This window comes from Paraburkholderia sp. RCC_158, from assembly GCF_041355255.1.
Classification (GTDB): Bacteria; Pseudomonadota; Gammaproteobacteria; order Burkholderiales; family Burkholderiaceae; genus Paraburkholderia; species Paraburkholderia graminis.
The window spans coordinates 94,023-108,227 of sequence record NZ_JBFUPM010000023.1 but is presented as its reverse complement, the minus strand read 5'-3'; the positions used below and the strand labels follow the sequence as shown (position 1 = coordinate 108,227).

Annotated in this window: 14 protein-coding genes; 6 read left to right on the top strand and 8 right to left on the bottom strand. The window is 60.1% G+C overall.

Translation table 11 applies throughout. The annotated features are described in order from the left end of the window. The first annotated feature begins 205 nt into the window (after window positions 1-205). A complete protein-coding gene (locus AB6809_RS30515; RefSeq protein ID WP_371027899.1) occupies window positions 206-622 on the top strand; it encodes a MarR family winged helix-turn-helix transcriptional regulator in 417 nt (138 codons plus the stop codon). Between the two features lie 476 nt (window positions 623-1,098). On the opposite strand, the gene AB6809_RS30510 is transcribed toward AB6809_RS30515, so the two are convergent. Next, window positions 1,099-2,211: an MFS transporter gene (locus AB6809_RS30510; RefSeq protein WP_371027898.1), complete on the bottom strand. Its 1,113-nt coding sequence runs from the start codon at window positions 2,209-2,211 to the stop codon at window positions 1,099-1,101. Window positions 2,212-2,358: 147 nt separating this feature from the next. Here AB6809_RS30510 and AB6809_RS30505 point away from each other — a divergent pair, with 147 nt between their 5' ends. Next, window positions 2,359-2,928, top strand: a complete 570-nt coding sequence (locus AB6809_RS30505) for a CGNR zinc finger domain-containing protein (protein ID WP_371027897.1) — start codon at window positions 2,359-2,361, stop codon at window positions 2,926-2,928. Between the two features lie 217 nt (window positions 2,929-3,145). On the opposite strand, the gene AB6809_RS30500 is transcribed toward AB6809_RS30505, so the two are convergent. The 4 genes from AB6809_RS30500 to ribA all read right to left on the bottom strand — a co-directional run bounded on the left by AB6809_RS30500 (window position 3,146) and on the right by ribA (window position 7,676). Next, window positions 3,146-4,645 (bottom strand): IS3 family transposase, encoded by a 1,500-nt coding sequence (locus AB6809_RS30500; protein ID WP_371027896.1) that lies wholly within the window; start codon window positions 4,643-4,645, stop codon window positions 3,146-3,148. Further along, the gene (locus AB6809_RS30495) at window positions 4,545-5,276 is read right to left on the bottom strand and encodes a hypothetical protein (protein WP_371027895.1); all 732 of its coding nucleotides are present in this window, start codon (window positions 5,274-5,276) and stop codon (window positions 4,545-4,547) included. The genes AB6809_RS30500 and AB6809_RS30495 overlap by 101 nt, the downstream gene beginning before the upstream one ends. A gap of 253 nt (window positions 5,277-5,529) precedes the next feature. Next, entirely contained in the window at window positions 5,530-6,804 is a 1,275-nt protein-coding gene (locus AB6809_RS30490; protein ID WP_307259596.1) for a tyrosine-type recombinase/integrase, read from the bottom strand. A gap of 221 nt (window positions 6,805-7,025) precedes the next feature. After that, on the bottom strand, window positions 7,026-7,676 hold the full coding sequence (gene ribA / locus AB6809_RS30485) for a GTP cyclohydrolase II (RefSeq protein ID WP_006053011.1): 651 nt from the start codon (window positions 7,674-7,676) through the stop codon (window positions 7,026-7,028). A gap of 336 nt (window positions 7,677-8,012) precedes the next feature. On the opposite strand from ribA, the gene AB6809_RS30480 reads away from it, so the two are divergent. Next, window positions 8,013-8,453, top strand: a complete 441-nt coding sequence (locus AB6809_RS30480) for a CBS domain-containing protein (RefSeq protein WP_006053012.1) — start codon at window positions 8,013-8,015, stop codon at window positions 8,451-8,453. A gap of 316 nt (window positions 8,454-8,769) precedes the next feature. Here AB6809_RS30480 and AB6809_RS30475 read toward each other — a convergent pair whose 3' ends face one another. Both AB6809_RS30475 and AB6809_RS30470 read right to left on the bottom strand, forming a co-directional pair. Beyond that, window positions 8,770-9,114 carry a DUF4148 domain-containing protein gene (locus tag AB6809_RS30475; protein ID WP_371027894.1) on the bottom strand — a complete coding sequence of 115 codons (345 nt, stop codon included), beginning with the start codon at window positions 9,112-9,114 and terminating at the stop codon, window positions 8,770-8,772. Between the two features lie 272 nt (window positions 9,115-9,386). Continuing rightward, complete coding sequence (locus tag AB6809_RS30470) at window positions 9,387-10,034, bottom strand: DNA-3-methyladenine glycosylase (RefSeq protein ID WP_029968764.1); 648 nt, start codon at window positions 10,032-10,034, stop codon at window positions 9,387-9,389. Between the two features lie 426 nt (window positions 10,035-10,460). On the opposite strand from AB6809_RS30470, the gene AB6809_RS30465 reads away from it, so the two are divergent. Continuing rightward, window positions 10,461-10,826 carry a BON domain-containing protein gene (locus AB6809_RS30465; RefSeq protein ID WP_029968762.1) on the top strand — a complete coding sequence of 122 codons (366 nt, stop codon included), beginning with the start codon at window positions 10,461-10,463 and terminating at the stop codon, window positions 10,824-10,826. Between the two features lie 194 nt (window positions 10,827-11,020). After that, window positions 11,021-12,103 carry a calcium:proton antiporter gene (locus tag AB6809_RS30460; protein WP_006053016.1) on the top strand — a complete coding sequence of 361 codons (1,083 nt, stop codon included), beginning with the start codon at window positions 11,021-11,023 and terminating at the stop codon, window positions 12,101-12,103. A gap of 29 nt (window positions 12,104-12,132) precedes the next feature. On the opposite strand, the gene AB6809_RS30455 is transcribed toward AB6809_RS30460, so the two are convergent. After that, window positions 12,133-13,026, bottom strand: coding sequence for a LysR substrate-binding domain-containing protein (locus tag AB6809_RS30455; RefSeq protein ID WP_029968760.1), 894 nt, complete (start codon window positions 13,024-13,026; stop codon window positions 12,133-12,135). Window positions 13,027-13,358: 332 nt separating this feature from the next. Between AB6809_RS30455 and AB6809_RS30450 the strand changes: the two genes are divergently transcribed. Next, window positions 13,359-14,183 (top strand): transporter substrate-binding domain-containing protein, encoded by an 825-nt coding sequence (locus tag AB6809_RS30450; RefSeq protein WP_029968758.1) that lies wholly within the window; start codon window positions 13,359-13,361, stop codon window positions 14,181-14,183. Window positions 14,184-14,205: the final 22 nt, after the last annotated feature.

Here is a 14,205-nt window from a genome sequence, read left to right as displayed (position 1 = left end):
ACAGACCGGATATACGTGAGCGATCGATCCTGAGGCTTAAAAGGCGACGTGTTTGCAAACGAGGAGGAGTCCATATAGGGTCACTCGGCATCGTGCTCAAAAGCTACCGTTCGGTTGCGGGTTGATTCCTGATACCTACGTTTCCGCAACAACGTCAATAAAATATCGGTTGGCTTGCTAATCATATTGCGCTCTAATGAGTCTCATGTTTGATCATTGCCTCTACTTCAATTCATCGGCTCTCGCGCGCCTCGCTGAGCGCGAATGGGCGGCGGTATACGCACCATTCGGGCTGACACCGGCGCAGGGATTTGTGCTGCGCGTCGTGCTTGCATCGCCTGGGTGCCTGAGTAGTCAGGTTGCGGACACATTAGGCATCGCTCGTCCCACTGCCACCCGACTTATCGACAATCTCTCTGAAAAGCGATTGGTCGAACGCCGCCAGGCTGAATCGGATGGTAGGGAATGGTGCATTTACCCGACCCGTGCAGGAAAGGCGCTCGACCGGCCTATCAATGATGCTAGTGCAGAGGTCGCGAGAGCACTGCGTGCGAAAGTTGGACCTGAACTGTTCGAATCGGCTGTCTCCAGCATGCACGGCATCAGGAAGGCGCTTTCTTGAGGCTTGGTTTCTTGCTCCAAATAATTGTCTTGCTAATTAGATTGGAAGATCAATGAGAAACGCATCGACACAAAGTACGACTACCTTACGCAGTTCGCAGCCACGATCATGGAGATTGCGGGGAGTAGCGCGATGGACGGTGGGCATCGCCATCGCGGTAGCGGCGATTGCATTGTTCCTCATGGCTGTCGCCAGTGCGCCGGCAAGCATTCGCGCAAACAATAATCTTTGTCTTCGCCAGGTTGCGAACGATGAACACGCGAGTCTCGAAGCTTTTTTTCAGAGTCCCGCTGAACAAGACGCCTTTGTACAGGCCATTACTGTCTGTTCGCGCTGAGCAAACAAAGTCCTCCCACGAATGCATTGGCGAGCATCCGATTCTTCGTTTCTCCAAGGGCCGCTGTGGGTCAGAGAGACCCTGAGGGAAACGGAGTCGGACGGAGTTCGGCGGCAGTCGCTCGATTTGAGCTGCGGGCCTACTCGACCATTGCAGCGCGCTGACGCTTGGGAAGCATCAGCGCGGCTGCTGCAAATCCGATCGCGCCGACGCCGCCCAACACCGTCCATGTTTCCACCGGTGTCCCGTTCAGGATGAGCCAGCTACCGGCGTAGTAGCCGGCAGCGCCAGCCAGCGCTCCAGCGGCACTCAGCATACCGAAGAACGTCCCCTGGCTGCCCTCGACGGCCAGCGAAGCTGTCATGGTGTCGAGCGCGGGAAGCATGACTGTCTCGATGATCGTGTACCCGGCGATGAAGATGAGAAACCACCCGAAACCATGGAGCACCCCTACGCTGGCGAAGGCACCCGCAGCAGCCAGGTAGGCGTAAATGGTCGAGGTGACTGGATTCATACGCACGAGCCAGCGTTTCGCGGACAACATGAAGGTCAATCCGATCAGACCGTTCACGACGTACACCGCCGACGCCGCGTGTGGACCTGCCAGCCGCGCGGCATACAGTGGAAATGCGACGTAAAGCTGTGGAAACAAAAAGAACCAGGGCGACGCAACGACGATCAGGCGCCAGAGGTGCCGGTTGGTTGTAGCAGTCCGGAGACGTGAAAGAACCGGAGTGCGACCGGATGTTTCAGACAACGCCAGGTCCAAGCGAAAGACAACGACTCCAAGCATGGCGAACGCGATTGCGCTCGCCGCGAACGCGAATCGGGCGTCCGCAAGACCGGCGAGCCCTCCAATTATCGGACCCACCGCCGCCCCCGTGTTCAGCATCTGGTTGTTCGCGGCGAACACCGCTGCGAGCGACGCTTTCGGTTGCCGACCAAACGTGCCGTAGATACCGGCCTCGTAGCAAGCGACGCCTGAACCTGCCGCGAATGCGAAACACGTCCACGCAGTCACGTCGGTCGTGATGCTGAACCCGAGAAACCCCAATCCTCTTAAACAGAGCCCCAAAGCCATCATTTGCCGCGATCCGAAGCGGTCCGCGATCGCCCCTGCAAACAGCGGCAGAGCCTGAGCGGACAATAGATTAGCCGACATTACGGTCGCAAGCGCTGCGGAATGAAAATGCAGCGTAGCAGACATATGCAAGGCAAGAAGCGGAACGGTCATGAAGTGAGAAGCATTCATGAGACCCTGCGTACGCAGCAGCGCCACGACGTGGGGTGAAAACGCTGGCCTGGCTGAGAAGACATTAGCGGGCATCTTGCTTCCTTGTAACCACCGTAGTATTTTGATGGTTACGTAAACTTTGCGCTTTTGCAACACGGAGAAGTCATGCCTGATCACAATCAGACCGCGCCAGGCGATCTGGAAGTCGTGCGACGGTTCATCAACACGTGGTCGATCCCGAACGACACCCGTGAAGAAACAGACGCGCTGCCACAGCTGGCAGGCTCGCCCGAGTTGTGGCGCACTGGGTTTCCCGAGAACGCCCGAGCACGAGTCGACACTGTGTCGAGGCTGCAACGGCTGCGCACCGATCTGCGCAGAGCTTGCCGGCGAGAGGTTTCAGGTGAGGATGCGTTGAACGAATGGTTCAGTACCGCTGAACTCAGCGTGAAGGTGCGATCGATTGGCGATGCCGTGAAGTTGATTGTCGAGCCCTCGGAAGCGAGCTTCGTAGGTTATGTCGTTGCGGGTGTAGCCAATGCCATCGCGTCCGGCGAGTGGCTACGTCTGAAGACTTGTCCCGATTGCCAATGGGCCTTTTACGACCACACACGCAACGGGACAAAACGCTGGTGCGGTATGACGAAGGGAGGTCCTGAAGGACGCGCGTGCGGCACCATCGCTAAGGTCAGAGCGTATCGTGCTCGCGAAGAAAAGAAGGGCAGCACTGGTTGATGCGGTTTCTGACTCACGTCGATCCTTGTTCTTGTCGGTTCTGTGTCGGTTGCCCACAAACCGGAATGTCGGCTTTGGAGAACGCTGACTGGCCGCTTCGGGTCGTCTACGGAAGTTCAGCATTCGGCGGAGGACGTTGCTGCTCGCGCCATCCCTGGACTGTTTACGCCGACCGAAAATTCAGCCACAGGGGGTGCGGCTATTTTCTTGGACTGAGTTATGCCGCGATTCCAAGACTTTGCCGGTATTCGATCGGGCTAAAAGAGCCGAGCGAGACCTTGATCCGTTTTGCGTTATACCAGCGGATGTACGAGTCAACGGTCTCGATGACTTGATCAATGGTCGTGGTTCGCCAGTCACGAGAATAGAACAATTCTGTCTTGAGGCGGCCGAAGAAACCTTCGCAGGCAGCATTGTCCGGCGAACATCCTTTGCGCGACATCGAGCGAGTCAGTCTGGCAGACTGCATACGCGAGAGCCATCCCGGCCAGCGATAGTGCGCACCACGATCCGAGTGAACTACGGGCCGCTCCTTGCAGCCAGCCACTGATTCGATTGCCGAATCCAGCATGGTGTTGACGAGTTCGGCGTCCGGCCGCGTACCGATTGACCAGCTCACAACGAGACCATCGAAGCAGTCGATAACCGGCGACAGATACACTTTGCCGGCCGGGATCTGGAATTCGGTAAGGTCCGTGAGCCATTTCTGGTTAGGAGCAGCGGTGTAGAAGTCACGATTGAGGATGTTCTCCGGCGCGGGACTAATTTCTCCACGATAGGAGCCATAGCGACGTCGCCTTGTCGTGGCGGCGGCCAGACCTTCCTGTCGCATCAAACGACGCACTACCTTCTCCGAGATGAAGGCCCTCTGCCTGATCAATGCCGCGCGAATCCGACGATAACCGTAGCAACGGTGATTGAGTTTGAAGATGTCCGCGATGACGCGACGCGCGTCAGCATGCCTGTCAGCGACCAACAGCCGTGCACGGTGATAGAAGTAAGAGCTACGGGCAAGACCCAAAGCGGCTAGCAATTCTGACAACGCATAGGCCTGCTTCAGGGCATCAACCAGCTTCGCCTTCTCCCGGTTGCTCAGGAGTTGCGGGTTGATGCCCATCCCTTTTTTTATCAGTTCGTTCGCCTTCTTCAGGATATCGTGCTCAAGCTGCAGCCGTCGGATGTCGCGTTGAAGCGATTCGACCTGTTGTTCCAGCTGCGCACGCTCATGGTCCGATGCTGGTTTCTTTTTGCGTTTCATAGATGCTGGAACCTCTCGACCGAGTAGCTGATTCTTCCAGTTATACAGCGTTGGCCGACTCACACCGGCTTTCTCGGCAACCACGCGTGCGCTGCGCTCTCTGGTGCACAGCTCGATGACTGCGGCCTGCTTCACCTTTTGTGACTTTGGAACGCTACCAACGGCTCGGCCAACAATACGTTTTCTGATATCTGGACACAGTTCTTCGATCCAGGCTGCAAGCGTCTCGCGACTCGGATAACCCAACGCCCTCAAAGTTGCGGCAGCACAGCGGCCATGGCTTAGATAATGATCGACGGCCACCTTCTTCTGCTCATCCGAATACCTCGGCCTCGAACGGACATAGCCCGCCCGTAGATCATGGCACTGCTCGTATTCGCGATGCCAGGCCTTGAGAGAGTTCTTGGTCGGATAGCCCAGCTGCCGAATGGTGGCTCCGATGCGCTTGCCCAGCTTCAAGTAAAGTCGAACCGCTCGAATGCGATCTTCGTATGAGAACATGAACTACCTCCAGGTAGTCCAAGAATTTGTCCGCACCCCCGGTGTGTATCAATTTACAGGTGCCGATGACAACAGCGCCCATCAGGGCGAGCGACAACTGTAGCAAGACCCAGAACATGGTTCGCGCGAACGGCGCCGCGCTATGCGGCAAGGGTTGGATCGTAGTGAGCGACGTTCTGATAAAAAAACTGACGCCGAAGATCAGCAGCACCCAGAGGAGAACGTGGTTGACGATGCGGCCATGGCAGTGTTTCCTGAAACGGATCGCGGTAGACAACATCAACAGCCCGGCGCTGAAATTCAGAATGTAGATACGCACCAGCAGGTTCGGCGTCACGAAGGAGAAGTAATACATGCCGGCCAGCACCAGCGCGAACATCGACGCATGCGTCACCAGTCGCAAGTGAAGCCCGGCCCTGCGCATCACACCTTCCGCCAACAGTTGAATGCTCAACGCATAAAACGTTGCGGATACAAGGGCGTTCAATCGCCATTCATCCGGCAGGTGGCAGATCTGCACGGCGGAGCCGAGCGCAAAAAGCAACAAAAGAAGCGGCAAGAAGGCGCAGATAACGCAGTCGTCGATCATAGAACCATGCACACGCAAAACCGAACGCAAAGACGGCCGTGATGCCTGGAATGATCAATTGAATGAGTTGATTGGGCGTTATCTGAACGGACATCTAGCTCGTTCTCCGCTGCCGGCTACGACACCGACGTGCCTACGAGTTCGCGTTGAGAGTGTCGGATAGTATCAAGACTGCTGCATGGCAGGCACCGCATCGGCGGACAGCTAAGATCCGAGCGGAGCGTTTCCCGAGGGGGTCAGGCGGCGGCGAAGGTTACCTCTTTGCAGGATATGTCGCCGCAATTTCTTCCAGCCGATGTGACAATTTCGTGAGCCACTCGCGTCGCTCTCTGTCGTAGTTATGCCGGTTATAGATACCGATGATTCCAGACTGGACATGGCCAAGCACGGCCTCGGCGATTTCGTTTGGGCAACCAAGTGTGGCAAGAAGTGTGCGCGTAGTGCGTCGAAGATCGTGGGCTGACCAATGCGTCACAGGCAATCGCGGGCGATCATGGTTGGGTGCGATTTTGCAGTACGGCTGATGATAGTAGACGCCGTGCTGCACCACGGTCTGCTCCATCGCCTTCCCACGCGACGAAGGAAACAGAACAGTTCCCTTGGCCTGATCGAGTCGTCGCCGCACAATTACTTCCGCGCGGCCCACGAGCGGCACACGCAGATCCGTTGCTCTTTCGTTATGAAGCCCCTTTGTCTTCTGTTTGGGAATCGTCCACCAAAGACCATCGCTTTCGTCCGCGATCTCGGTGCTCGCCATAGAGACAATCTCGCCCCCTCTCGTGCCAGTCCAGAGGTAGAGCGTCAATGCGTCAGCGACGGTCAGGCTGAAGTTCGGAAGCCATCGAATCAATGTACCGAGCTCCTCTACCGAAAGCACCCGTTTCTGGGTCCCAGTATATTGGCCCTCGACCTTGCGCCCTTTGCTCTTCAATCGCCCTCTTAAAACTACCTTCCACCAGTTAGCGGTGTTTTCAGGAAGACGACCAGCATCGAGCGCGTAGTGCCAGGCACAGCCCAATTCCATGCGAAGGCGGGCTGCGAGCACAGGAGTGGACCGATATGATTCGAGCAGATCGAAAGCCTCGGCGCGCGTAATGGTAGTCGCTGGCCTGTCCGCGATAGGCCCTAACATCGCTTTGAATATACGTGCGACCTCGACTGCACCTTTGGCCTTCCGGTTGACTTCTACATACCCCTCCAGATAGTCGCGGCACAGCTGTCTGACGGTGTAATTGTCCGGTGATGGACGAGTAGCCTCTGCCTGCGTCAATCGGCGCAGTGCCGAAAGCTCGGCGCCCGAATCTCTCTCGACGCGGCTCTTCTCCCACGCAGCGATGGCTCCGGCAAACGACATTGCTGGCCATTCACCGAGCTTGACTTGCCGCATGCGGCTATCGACCGGTGACTTGTAGCGGTACGTCCACGATTTCCGGCTCGTAGACGCCTGCAAGCGCAGTCCGGGAAATCCATCGAAGGTCATGTGATCGCCGCTCGGCAGTCTGGCCGCGGCGCGTGCATCGAAGCGCATTCTTCCCTCGGCGTAGGTTTTTCTGAAGGAAGAATATCCGGCGTAGGTTTTCCTGGCAACGCCGAAAAAACCTACGCCAGCGTCGCAAGTGTAGACATGCGGAGACAAGTGTAGGTGAGCCGACCAAAGTCCTCGATGCGGATAATTTTTGTTTTATTTTCAAACAGTTACGGACCACTTTGGCTCACCTTGGCCGACTGTGGACAGACATCAAATTGTCGCTATTCGTTCTCGTCGAAGTAATGCCCAAACTTCAACTGCTTCGTGCGGATATAGCGCTCGTTTTCCTCGCGCATCGGAATCGCGAGCGCGACGCGTTCGCACACCGGAATGCCGTGCTTGGACAGCGTGTCGAACTTCTCGGGATTGTTGCTCATCAGCCGGACCGAGGTGACTTTCAGCGTGCGTAAAATGCCCGCCGCCGAATCGTATTCGCGTGAGTCGTCCGGCAAGCCAAGGTCCAGATTGGCCTCGACCGTGTCGCGCCCCTGCTCCTGCAGCGCATAAGCGCGAATCTTGTTCGAGAGGCCAATGCCGCGGCCTTCGTGGCCGCGCAGATAAAGCAGCACGCCGCAGCCTTCGGCGGCGATATAGCGCAGCGCGAGATCGAGTTGCTCGCCGCAATCGCAGCGATATGAGCCGAGCACGTCGCCCGTCAGGCATTCGGAGTGCAAACGGGTCAGCACCGACGACTTGTTCGCGACGTCGCCCATCACGAGCGCAAGATGTTCGGCGCCGCTGTCGACCACGCGAAACACATAAGAGGTGAACGTGCCGTAGCGCGTGGGAAGCGTGGCGGTGGCGTCGAGAACGACGCATTCGCCGTTGATTGCGCCGTCTGCCGCAGGCGACGGATCGTGAGACGTGAGCATGGCGTTAGACAGTGGTGCTGGACATGAACCCGATGAAACCGGGGATAAGGTACGGACAGGAGTTTACCGCTAATCGGCGCACCGCACCCGGATGCCCATGCATGGCGCACGGTTCTTGCACCACCAGAGCGCAAGCGCGAGACGCAACGCGCAATACGCTTCACGCGATCGCAAAGCGCGCGCAAAACCGCGCGCTACATGAATTGCGTGCGTTGCGCGCTCCAGGTATTCCCGGACACACTCGCTGGCGCGTCGCGCCTATACTGGAATCGCCTGTCACCGACAGCCCGCCGCGCCGGCGTGCTGCACTGCTGCACTGCGAAAGGGAGCCGCTCCATGACAACCGTTGCACAGCTGCTAAAAACCAAACCAAACACGACCGTTTATACGATCGGAGCCGACGACTCCGTCTATGAAGCGATCAGGCTGATGGCTGACAAAGGCATCGGCGCACTGGTCGTGACGGACGGCGACAGCATCGCGGGAATCATCACCGAGCGCGACTACGCGCGCAAGGTCGTGCTGATGGACAGGTCGTCGAAGGCCACGCCGGTACGCGAGATCATGAGCAAGGCGGTGCGCTTCGTGCGCCCGGATCAAACCACCGACGACTGCATGGCGCTCATGACCGAGCGGCGCATGCGCCACTTGCCGGTGATCGAGAACGACAGGCTCATCGGCATGGTGTCGATCGGCGACCTCGTGAAGAACATCATCGCCGAGCAGCAGTTCACTATCCAGCAGCTCGAGTTCTACATCCACGGCGAGCGTCCCTGACGGGCCACGCCTCTTGCCTACCCGCCGGTTTTAGCCGCAAAAAAAGCCCAATCGCTGAACGGTTGGGCGAAGCTACCTTGCGGCAGCGGAGGTTCCTCGATTCTGGTCAGCCCACTGGAACCAGGGGCTATAGGGATCGTGTGTCTAGCGCCTGCTTCTGCAAGCGCCAAAGTGCGCTCACGTATGCGCGCTGGGCGAACTGAGATCCGCATCGCTAGCTGCGGCGCGCCGCTTTTATCGCGGCGCGCTCGCTGCTATCGCAGATGACATTTCTACTGCCACCAGCGCAAACCAGCTACGAACTCAACTTCCCAACTTAATTGCCGAAATACACCGACTTCGCGCCGGTCATCGACTCACGCACGCCGCCCGATTGCGACGAGCCGCTCGTCGTGCCGCCATAGCCGCTCGTGTCCCCGACCGGCAACTGCGTTTGCGCGACTGCCGGGTTTTGCTCCTGCACGCGGCGTTCCGCGGCCTGAATGTCGGCCGGATAGTACGGGTCGTTGCTGACCGACGGGTTGTAACCCGCGCGCTCCAACTGAATCAGTTCGTTGCGCACTTCGGCGCGCGTGACCGGTTGCTGGCTCGACTGCGCGAACGACGCGACCGGAGCGGCGAGAACGGCTGCAATGGCGACTGCCTTGATAAGCGATTTCATGATTATTACCTCCAGACCTGGTTTTATTTGCCGCGCTTGCCACACCATGTGGAAGCGAGTGATTCCAGTCTAGTCATCGATCCACCAAGGGAAAACACCTATTTGTGAGATACATAATTGTCGTCACTGAAAAAGTGCGCCGAAGTTTCCGGCGATAGCAATGCGCGCCGCATCGACCGCGTAATAATTGGGCAGCGCGTAGCCGCGTGTAGCCTTCGCTTTGGAACAAGCGCGCCGACGTGCAGACCTTGCCGCAACGGCTTTGCACGCGGTCAGATTTGCGGACCGTCGCCGAGGTCCGCGTGCGGCGCAACCAGCAGCTTGCGCGGACCGCTCACGAACGCGCTGCCGGGCTCGAAAAAGCGCAACGGCCGATGCATCTCGCGCGACAGGCCAATGCGCGTCGTCACGCCGACCGGCACGTCGCCTGTCTCGATGACGCCGATCCACAAATCGCGGCCGGTGCACAAATCGCGGCCGTCGAACGATTGTCCGATGCCGAGCGCCACAGTCAGCCGGCCGGGCCCGCGCGCGAGATCGCGCAGCGGCACGCCGGGGCGGCGCGCTTCCATCAGCGGCAGACCTTCGAGCGGCTCGATCGCGCGGATCAGAATGCCGGCGCCCACGTCCTCCGCTTCGGCGGACATGTTGAGCATGTACGAGAGACCATAGGTGAGCCGGACGTACGCATAGCCGGGCGCGAGGAACATCGAGCCGTTGTGCGGACGCCGTCCGATAAACGCATGGCTCGTCGAATCGCCCACCGGATACGCCTCCGTCTCGACGATGCGGCCGCTCATGCGCCCTTCCGGCACGTCGTGAACGAGATACTTGCCGATCATGAAGCGCGCGAGTTGCGTCGCGCCGACGGGCAAATCGTCACGCGACAAGGGGATGATGGGAAGCGACGGTTTGCGCATGCATTGGGCCTTTGTTTTTGCGTCGGTTTTGGCGTCGAGTTTTGCGTCGGTCGGTGCATCGGTGGATGCGTTCATTTATGCCCCGATTCGCGCATGTTGCGCAAGCGCCGGGGCGCACGCACCATCTCAGAGCGCCAGACTATGCAGTCACACATCGCGGCCCATCGTCGCGAGCGTTGTAGCGACGCCTCACTTCGAGGCAGCGGCAGCCTCATTCTGGAACCAATTGGAGTATCGTGTCCTTCGGCCCGCAGTGCGCCTCGCCGGCCGCGCGCTTCGGCCGCATCCGCAGCATCCAGCAGTCTCTGTCAACCTGAAGCATCCGCAAGACCCGCAGCAACGTCCTTTCCGTTCCATTGCGCTTTACCGTAGTCCAGCACACGTTCCCGCAAGGGGACGAATTATTCACGACAAGGAGAAATTCGCATGAAAGCATCCACGGCAATGAAGATGGTCGGCGGCGCGCTGATCGTACTGGCATCGCTCAACGCATCCGCGCAAAGCAGCGACGCGGCGGCCGCACCGGCAGCGGCGGCATCATCGTCGGCGACAACCGGCAAGCAGGCCAAGGCCGCCAACCGCGCGCTCGGGCGCAAGGTGCGCAGCGCGCTAGCCAAGACCAAGGGCGTCAGCGTCGCGAACATCAACGTCCGTGCACGCGGCGGCGCTGTGACGCTGGCCGGCACGGTGCCGGACCAGTCGCAAGTCGACCTCGCCACGCAAGCGGCGCAAGGCGTGGCAGGCGTGACGTCGGTCAAGAACGCATTGACGGTTCGGCCGGTCGGGCAGTAAGGCTCGGGCCGGCGCGTGATCGCGCCGGCAGTCGCATGGTCGGATGCCTACGGTCCGGTTGCAAGGACGTTGGCATCCGCCAGACCTGAAGCCTCGATTGCATCGCCCGCGTTTTTGGAATCGCATGCTGTTCCGCGGGCCGGGAACACTCACAGAAGTCACAGAAATCACCGAAGTCACAGACCAACCAGCCGATGACCATGTCCGCAACCGTCTTGCCCCGCTGGACTCTGGCCGTGCCGTTCGTCGCGTGGATCGTGCTCGGCGCGTCCTACGCGTTGCCGGGCAACGGGCTGCTGCTCGCGCTGGTGGGCATCGCGCTGTGCGCGGCGGTATTCGCGGCCGTGCATCACGCGGAAGTGGTCGCGCATCAGGTCGGCGAACCCTTCGGCACGCTGGTGCTCGCGATCGCGGTGACCGTGATCGAGGTCGCGCTGATCGTGTCGGTCATGCTGACAGCCGGTCCCGAGAAAGCGGGCCTCGCGCGCGATACGGTGTTCGCCGCCGTCATGATCGTATGCAACGGAATCGTCGGGATGTGCCTGCTGGTGGGCGGCATTCGCCATCGCGAGCAGGATTTTCAGATTCGCGGCGCGGCTGCGGCTCTAGCGGTGCTCGCGTCCTTATCGGTGCTGACGCTCGTCATGCCCAACTACACGACGACCAACGTCGGCCCCATGCTGTCGTCGTCGCAACTGGCGTTCGCGGGCGTGTCGTCGCTCGTGTTGTACGGCGTGTTCGTGTTCGTGCAGACGGTCCGGCATCGCGACTATTTTCTCGCCGACGTGTCCGACGAAGACGTGCATGCCGCGCCGCCGGGCGCACGGCTCGCACTGACGAGCGGCGGCTTGCTGCTGGTGTGCCTCGTCGCCGTCGTGCTGCTCGCCAAAGTGCTGTCGCCGGTTGTCGAGACGGCCGTTGAAAACGCGGGCGCACCGGCGGCGGTGGTCGGCATCGTGATCGCCGCGCTGGTGCTGCTGCCCGAAGGTCTCGCCGCGGTGCGCGCGGCGCGCGCCGACCGCTTGCAGAACAGCCTGAATCTCGCGCTCGGCTCGGCGCTCGCCAGCATCGGCTTGACGATTCCGACGGTGGCTGCCGTGTTTCTGACGACGGGGCAACCGCTCGTGCTCGGCATCAACGGCAAGGAAACGGTATTGTTGGTGCTCACGCTGCTGGTCAGCACGCTGACGATTAGCACCGGCCGCACGACGATCCTGCAAGGCGCCGTGCATCTGTCGCTGTTCGCCGCCTACCTGTTTTTATCGTTCGCGCCCTGACACACGCCGTCGCGCGACGGCGCCCTCGCCTACTCTTCCCAATGCGCCGCGATCCAGTCGCGAAACAGACTCAGCTTGTGCTGATGCGCGACTGAATCGGGATAGACGAAGTAGTAGCGCCAGCCGGTCTTCAGCACCGTATCGAACGGCCGCACGAGACGCCGCGCGGCCACGTCCTCGTCGATCAGCGCGAGGTCACTGATCGCCACGCCGAAGCCTTGCAACGCCGCGTTGGTCGCCATGTCGAGCGTGTCGAAGCTCGGGCCGTGCTCGGCGTCGATCGCGCGCGCGTCGGCCGGGTCAGCTTCGGCGACCCTCGCGAGCCACATCTTCCAGTCGCGATGATCGCGCGTCGGATGCAGCAGCGTATGGCGCGCGAGATCCGCGACCGATGCCAGCGGCTTGTCCTTCAGCAGATCGGGCGCGCAAACGGGCGTTAGACGCTCCTCGAAGAGCGGCACGGATTGCACGTCCGCACCCGGCGACGAACCGTAAATAATCGCCGCGTCGAACGGTTCGAGCTGGAAGTCGACATCGTGCTGCCACGTCGTGGTGATCTGCACATGCAGGTCGGGATACTCGGTCTGAAAGCGCATGATCTTCGGCAGCATCCAGCGCATCACGCAGGTCGGCACCTTCAGCGCGAGATCGGTGCGCTGCCGCGTGAGCCGCAGCGAAATCTCCTCGATACGCGCGAAGCTCTCCTTGACTGCGGGCAGCAGCAACTCACCCTCGGCGGTGAGCGTGAGGCCCTTCGCGTGACGCTTGAACAGCGGAAACTTGTAGTAGTCCTCGAGCGCGATGATCTGCCGGCTCACCGCGCCCTGCGTGAGACACAGATGATCGGCCGCGCGCGTGAAGCTGCGATGGCGCGCGACGGTTTCGAAAATTTGCAGCGCGTTGAGCGGCGGAAGACGTCGCATCGACATATCGGGATCAGAAAAAGTCATTGAGGCGGCGCGGCGAACTGCTGTCCGGACACGCCTTCCAACCCCACAGGATACGCGATCGCGCGTCGCGCCACGAGTTGCGGCGGACCCTGGCTGCATGCACTGGGCTCATACGTCCAACGATTCATCGCGCCGTTCGCGTCGCCGCGCAACTGCCGGCGGGCGATGCGGCGAGCATGAGCTTACGTCATGGCCTCCATGCGCATATTTCGTTTGTTGAGGGATTTTGGCAAACCTAGAGTCCACTTCATCCTTCCACCTCATCCATCTCACTCCAATAAGCGTTTTTCGACAGAGGACACACCATGAACCAGCACCAGCCCATTCAATCGACCGCCCGCCGCGCGTTCGCCACGCTCGCCGCGGCCCTCGCGTTCACCGCCGCGGGCGCGCTCAGCGCGTTCTCGCCCGCCGCGCATGCCGATGCGCTCGACAACATCGCGAAGACGGGCACGGTGCGCATCGGCGTGTTCATGGACTATCCGCCGTTCGGCTCGATCGGTCCGGACATGAAGCCGATGGGCTACGACATCGACGTCGCCAATCTGATCGGCCGGGCGCTTAACGCCAAGGTCGAACTCGTGCAGGTGACGGGCGACAACCGCATGGCCTATCTCGCGGACCACAAGACCGACATGCTGCTGTCGGTCGGCCAGACGCCGGAACGCGAGAAGGTGATCGACTTCTCGAAGCCCTACGCGCCGTATTACCTCGCCGTGTTCGGCCCCAAAGCGCTGCCCGTGAAGAACGCCGCCGACCTCGCCGGCAAGTCGATTTCAGTCGCGCGCGGCACGCTGGAAGACCTGAGCGTGACGAAAATCGCGCCGCCCAGCGCGAACATCAAACGTTTCGACGATCCCAACGGAGCAATTTCGGCGTTTATTTCTGGTCAGGTACAGTTGATGGTGGTCGGCAACGACGTCGGCGCCACGATTCTCGCGCGTCATCCCGCGAACGATCCCGAGCAGAAGTTTTCGTTGTTCAGCTCGCCGGATCACGTCGGTTTGAACAAGAACGAGCCGCGTCTGAAGCAGAAAGTCGACGAAACCATCGCTAAGGCTCGCAGCGACGGCACCATGAACGCGATCTCGCAGAAATGGCTGCGCACGCCGCTGCCCGCCGATCTCTGAATTTACCGCCCGGAGTTTGACC

Coding starts and splice junctions, on each gene's coding strand:
- AB6809_RS30460 (WP_006053016.1), top strand. CDS start 11,021: ATGACCATGTCCGCAACCGTCTTGCCCCGCTGGACTCTGGCCGTGCCG.
- AB6809_RS30470 (WP_029968764.1), bottom strand. CDS start 10,034: ATGCGCAAACCGTCGCTTCCCATCATCCCCTTGTCGCGTGACGATTTG.
- AB6809_RS30490 (WP_307259596.1), bottom strand. CDS start 6,804: ATGCGCTTCGATGCACGCGCCGCGGCCAGACTGCCGAGCGGCGATCAC.
- AB6809_RS30505 (WP_371027897.1), top strand. CDS start 2,359: ATGCCTGATCACAATCAGACCGCGCCAGGCGATCTGGAAGTCGTGCGA.
- ribA (WP_006053011.1), bottom strand. CDS start 7,676: ATGCTCACGTCTCACGATCCGTCGCCTGCGGCAGACGGCGCAATCAAC.
- AB6809_RS30475 (WP_371027894.1), bottom strand. CDS start 9,114: ATGAAATCGCTTATCAAGGCAGTCGCCATTGCAGCCGTTCTCGCCGCT.
- AB6809_RS30450 (WP_029968758.1), top strand. CDS start 13,359: ATGAACCAGCACCAGCCCATTCAATCGACCGCCCGCCGCGCGTTCGCC.
- AB6809_RS30495 (WP_371027895.1), bottom strand. CDS start 5,276: ATGATCGACGACTGCGTTATCTGCGCCTTCTTGCCGCTTCTTTTGTTG.
- AB6809_RS30465 (WP_029968762.1), top strand. CDS start 10,461: ATGAAAGCATCCACGGCAATGAAGATGGTCGGCGGCGCGCTGATCGTA.
- AB6809_RS30510 (WP_371027898.1), bottom strand. CDS start 2,211: ATGAATGCTTCTCACTTCATGACCGTTCCGCTTCTTGCCTTGCATATG.
- AB6809_RS30480 (WP_006053012.1), top strand. CDS start 8,013: ATGACAACCGTTGCACAGCTGCTAAAAACCAAACCAAACACGACCGTT.
- AB6809_RS30455 (WP_029968760.1), bottom strand. CDS start 13,026: ATGCGACGTCTTCCGCCGCTCAACGCGCTGCAAATTTTCGAAACCGTC.
- AB6809_RS30515 (WP_371027899.1), top strand. CDS start 206: ATGTTTGATCATTGCCTCTACTTCAATTCATCGGCTCTCGCGCGCCTC.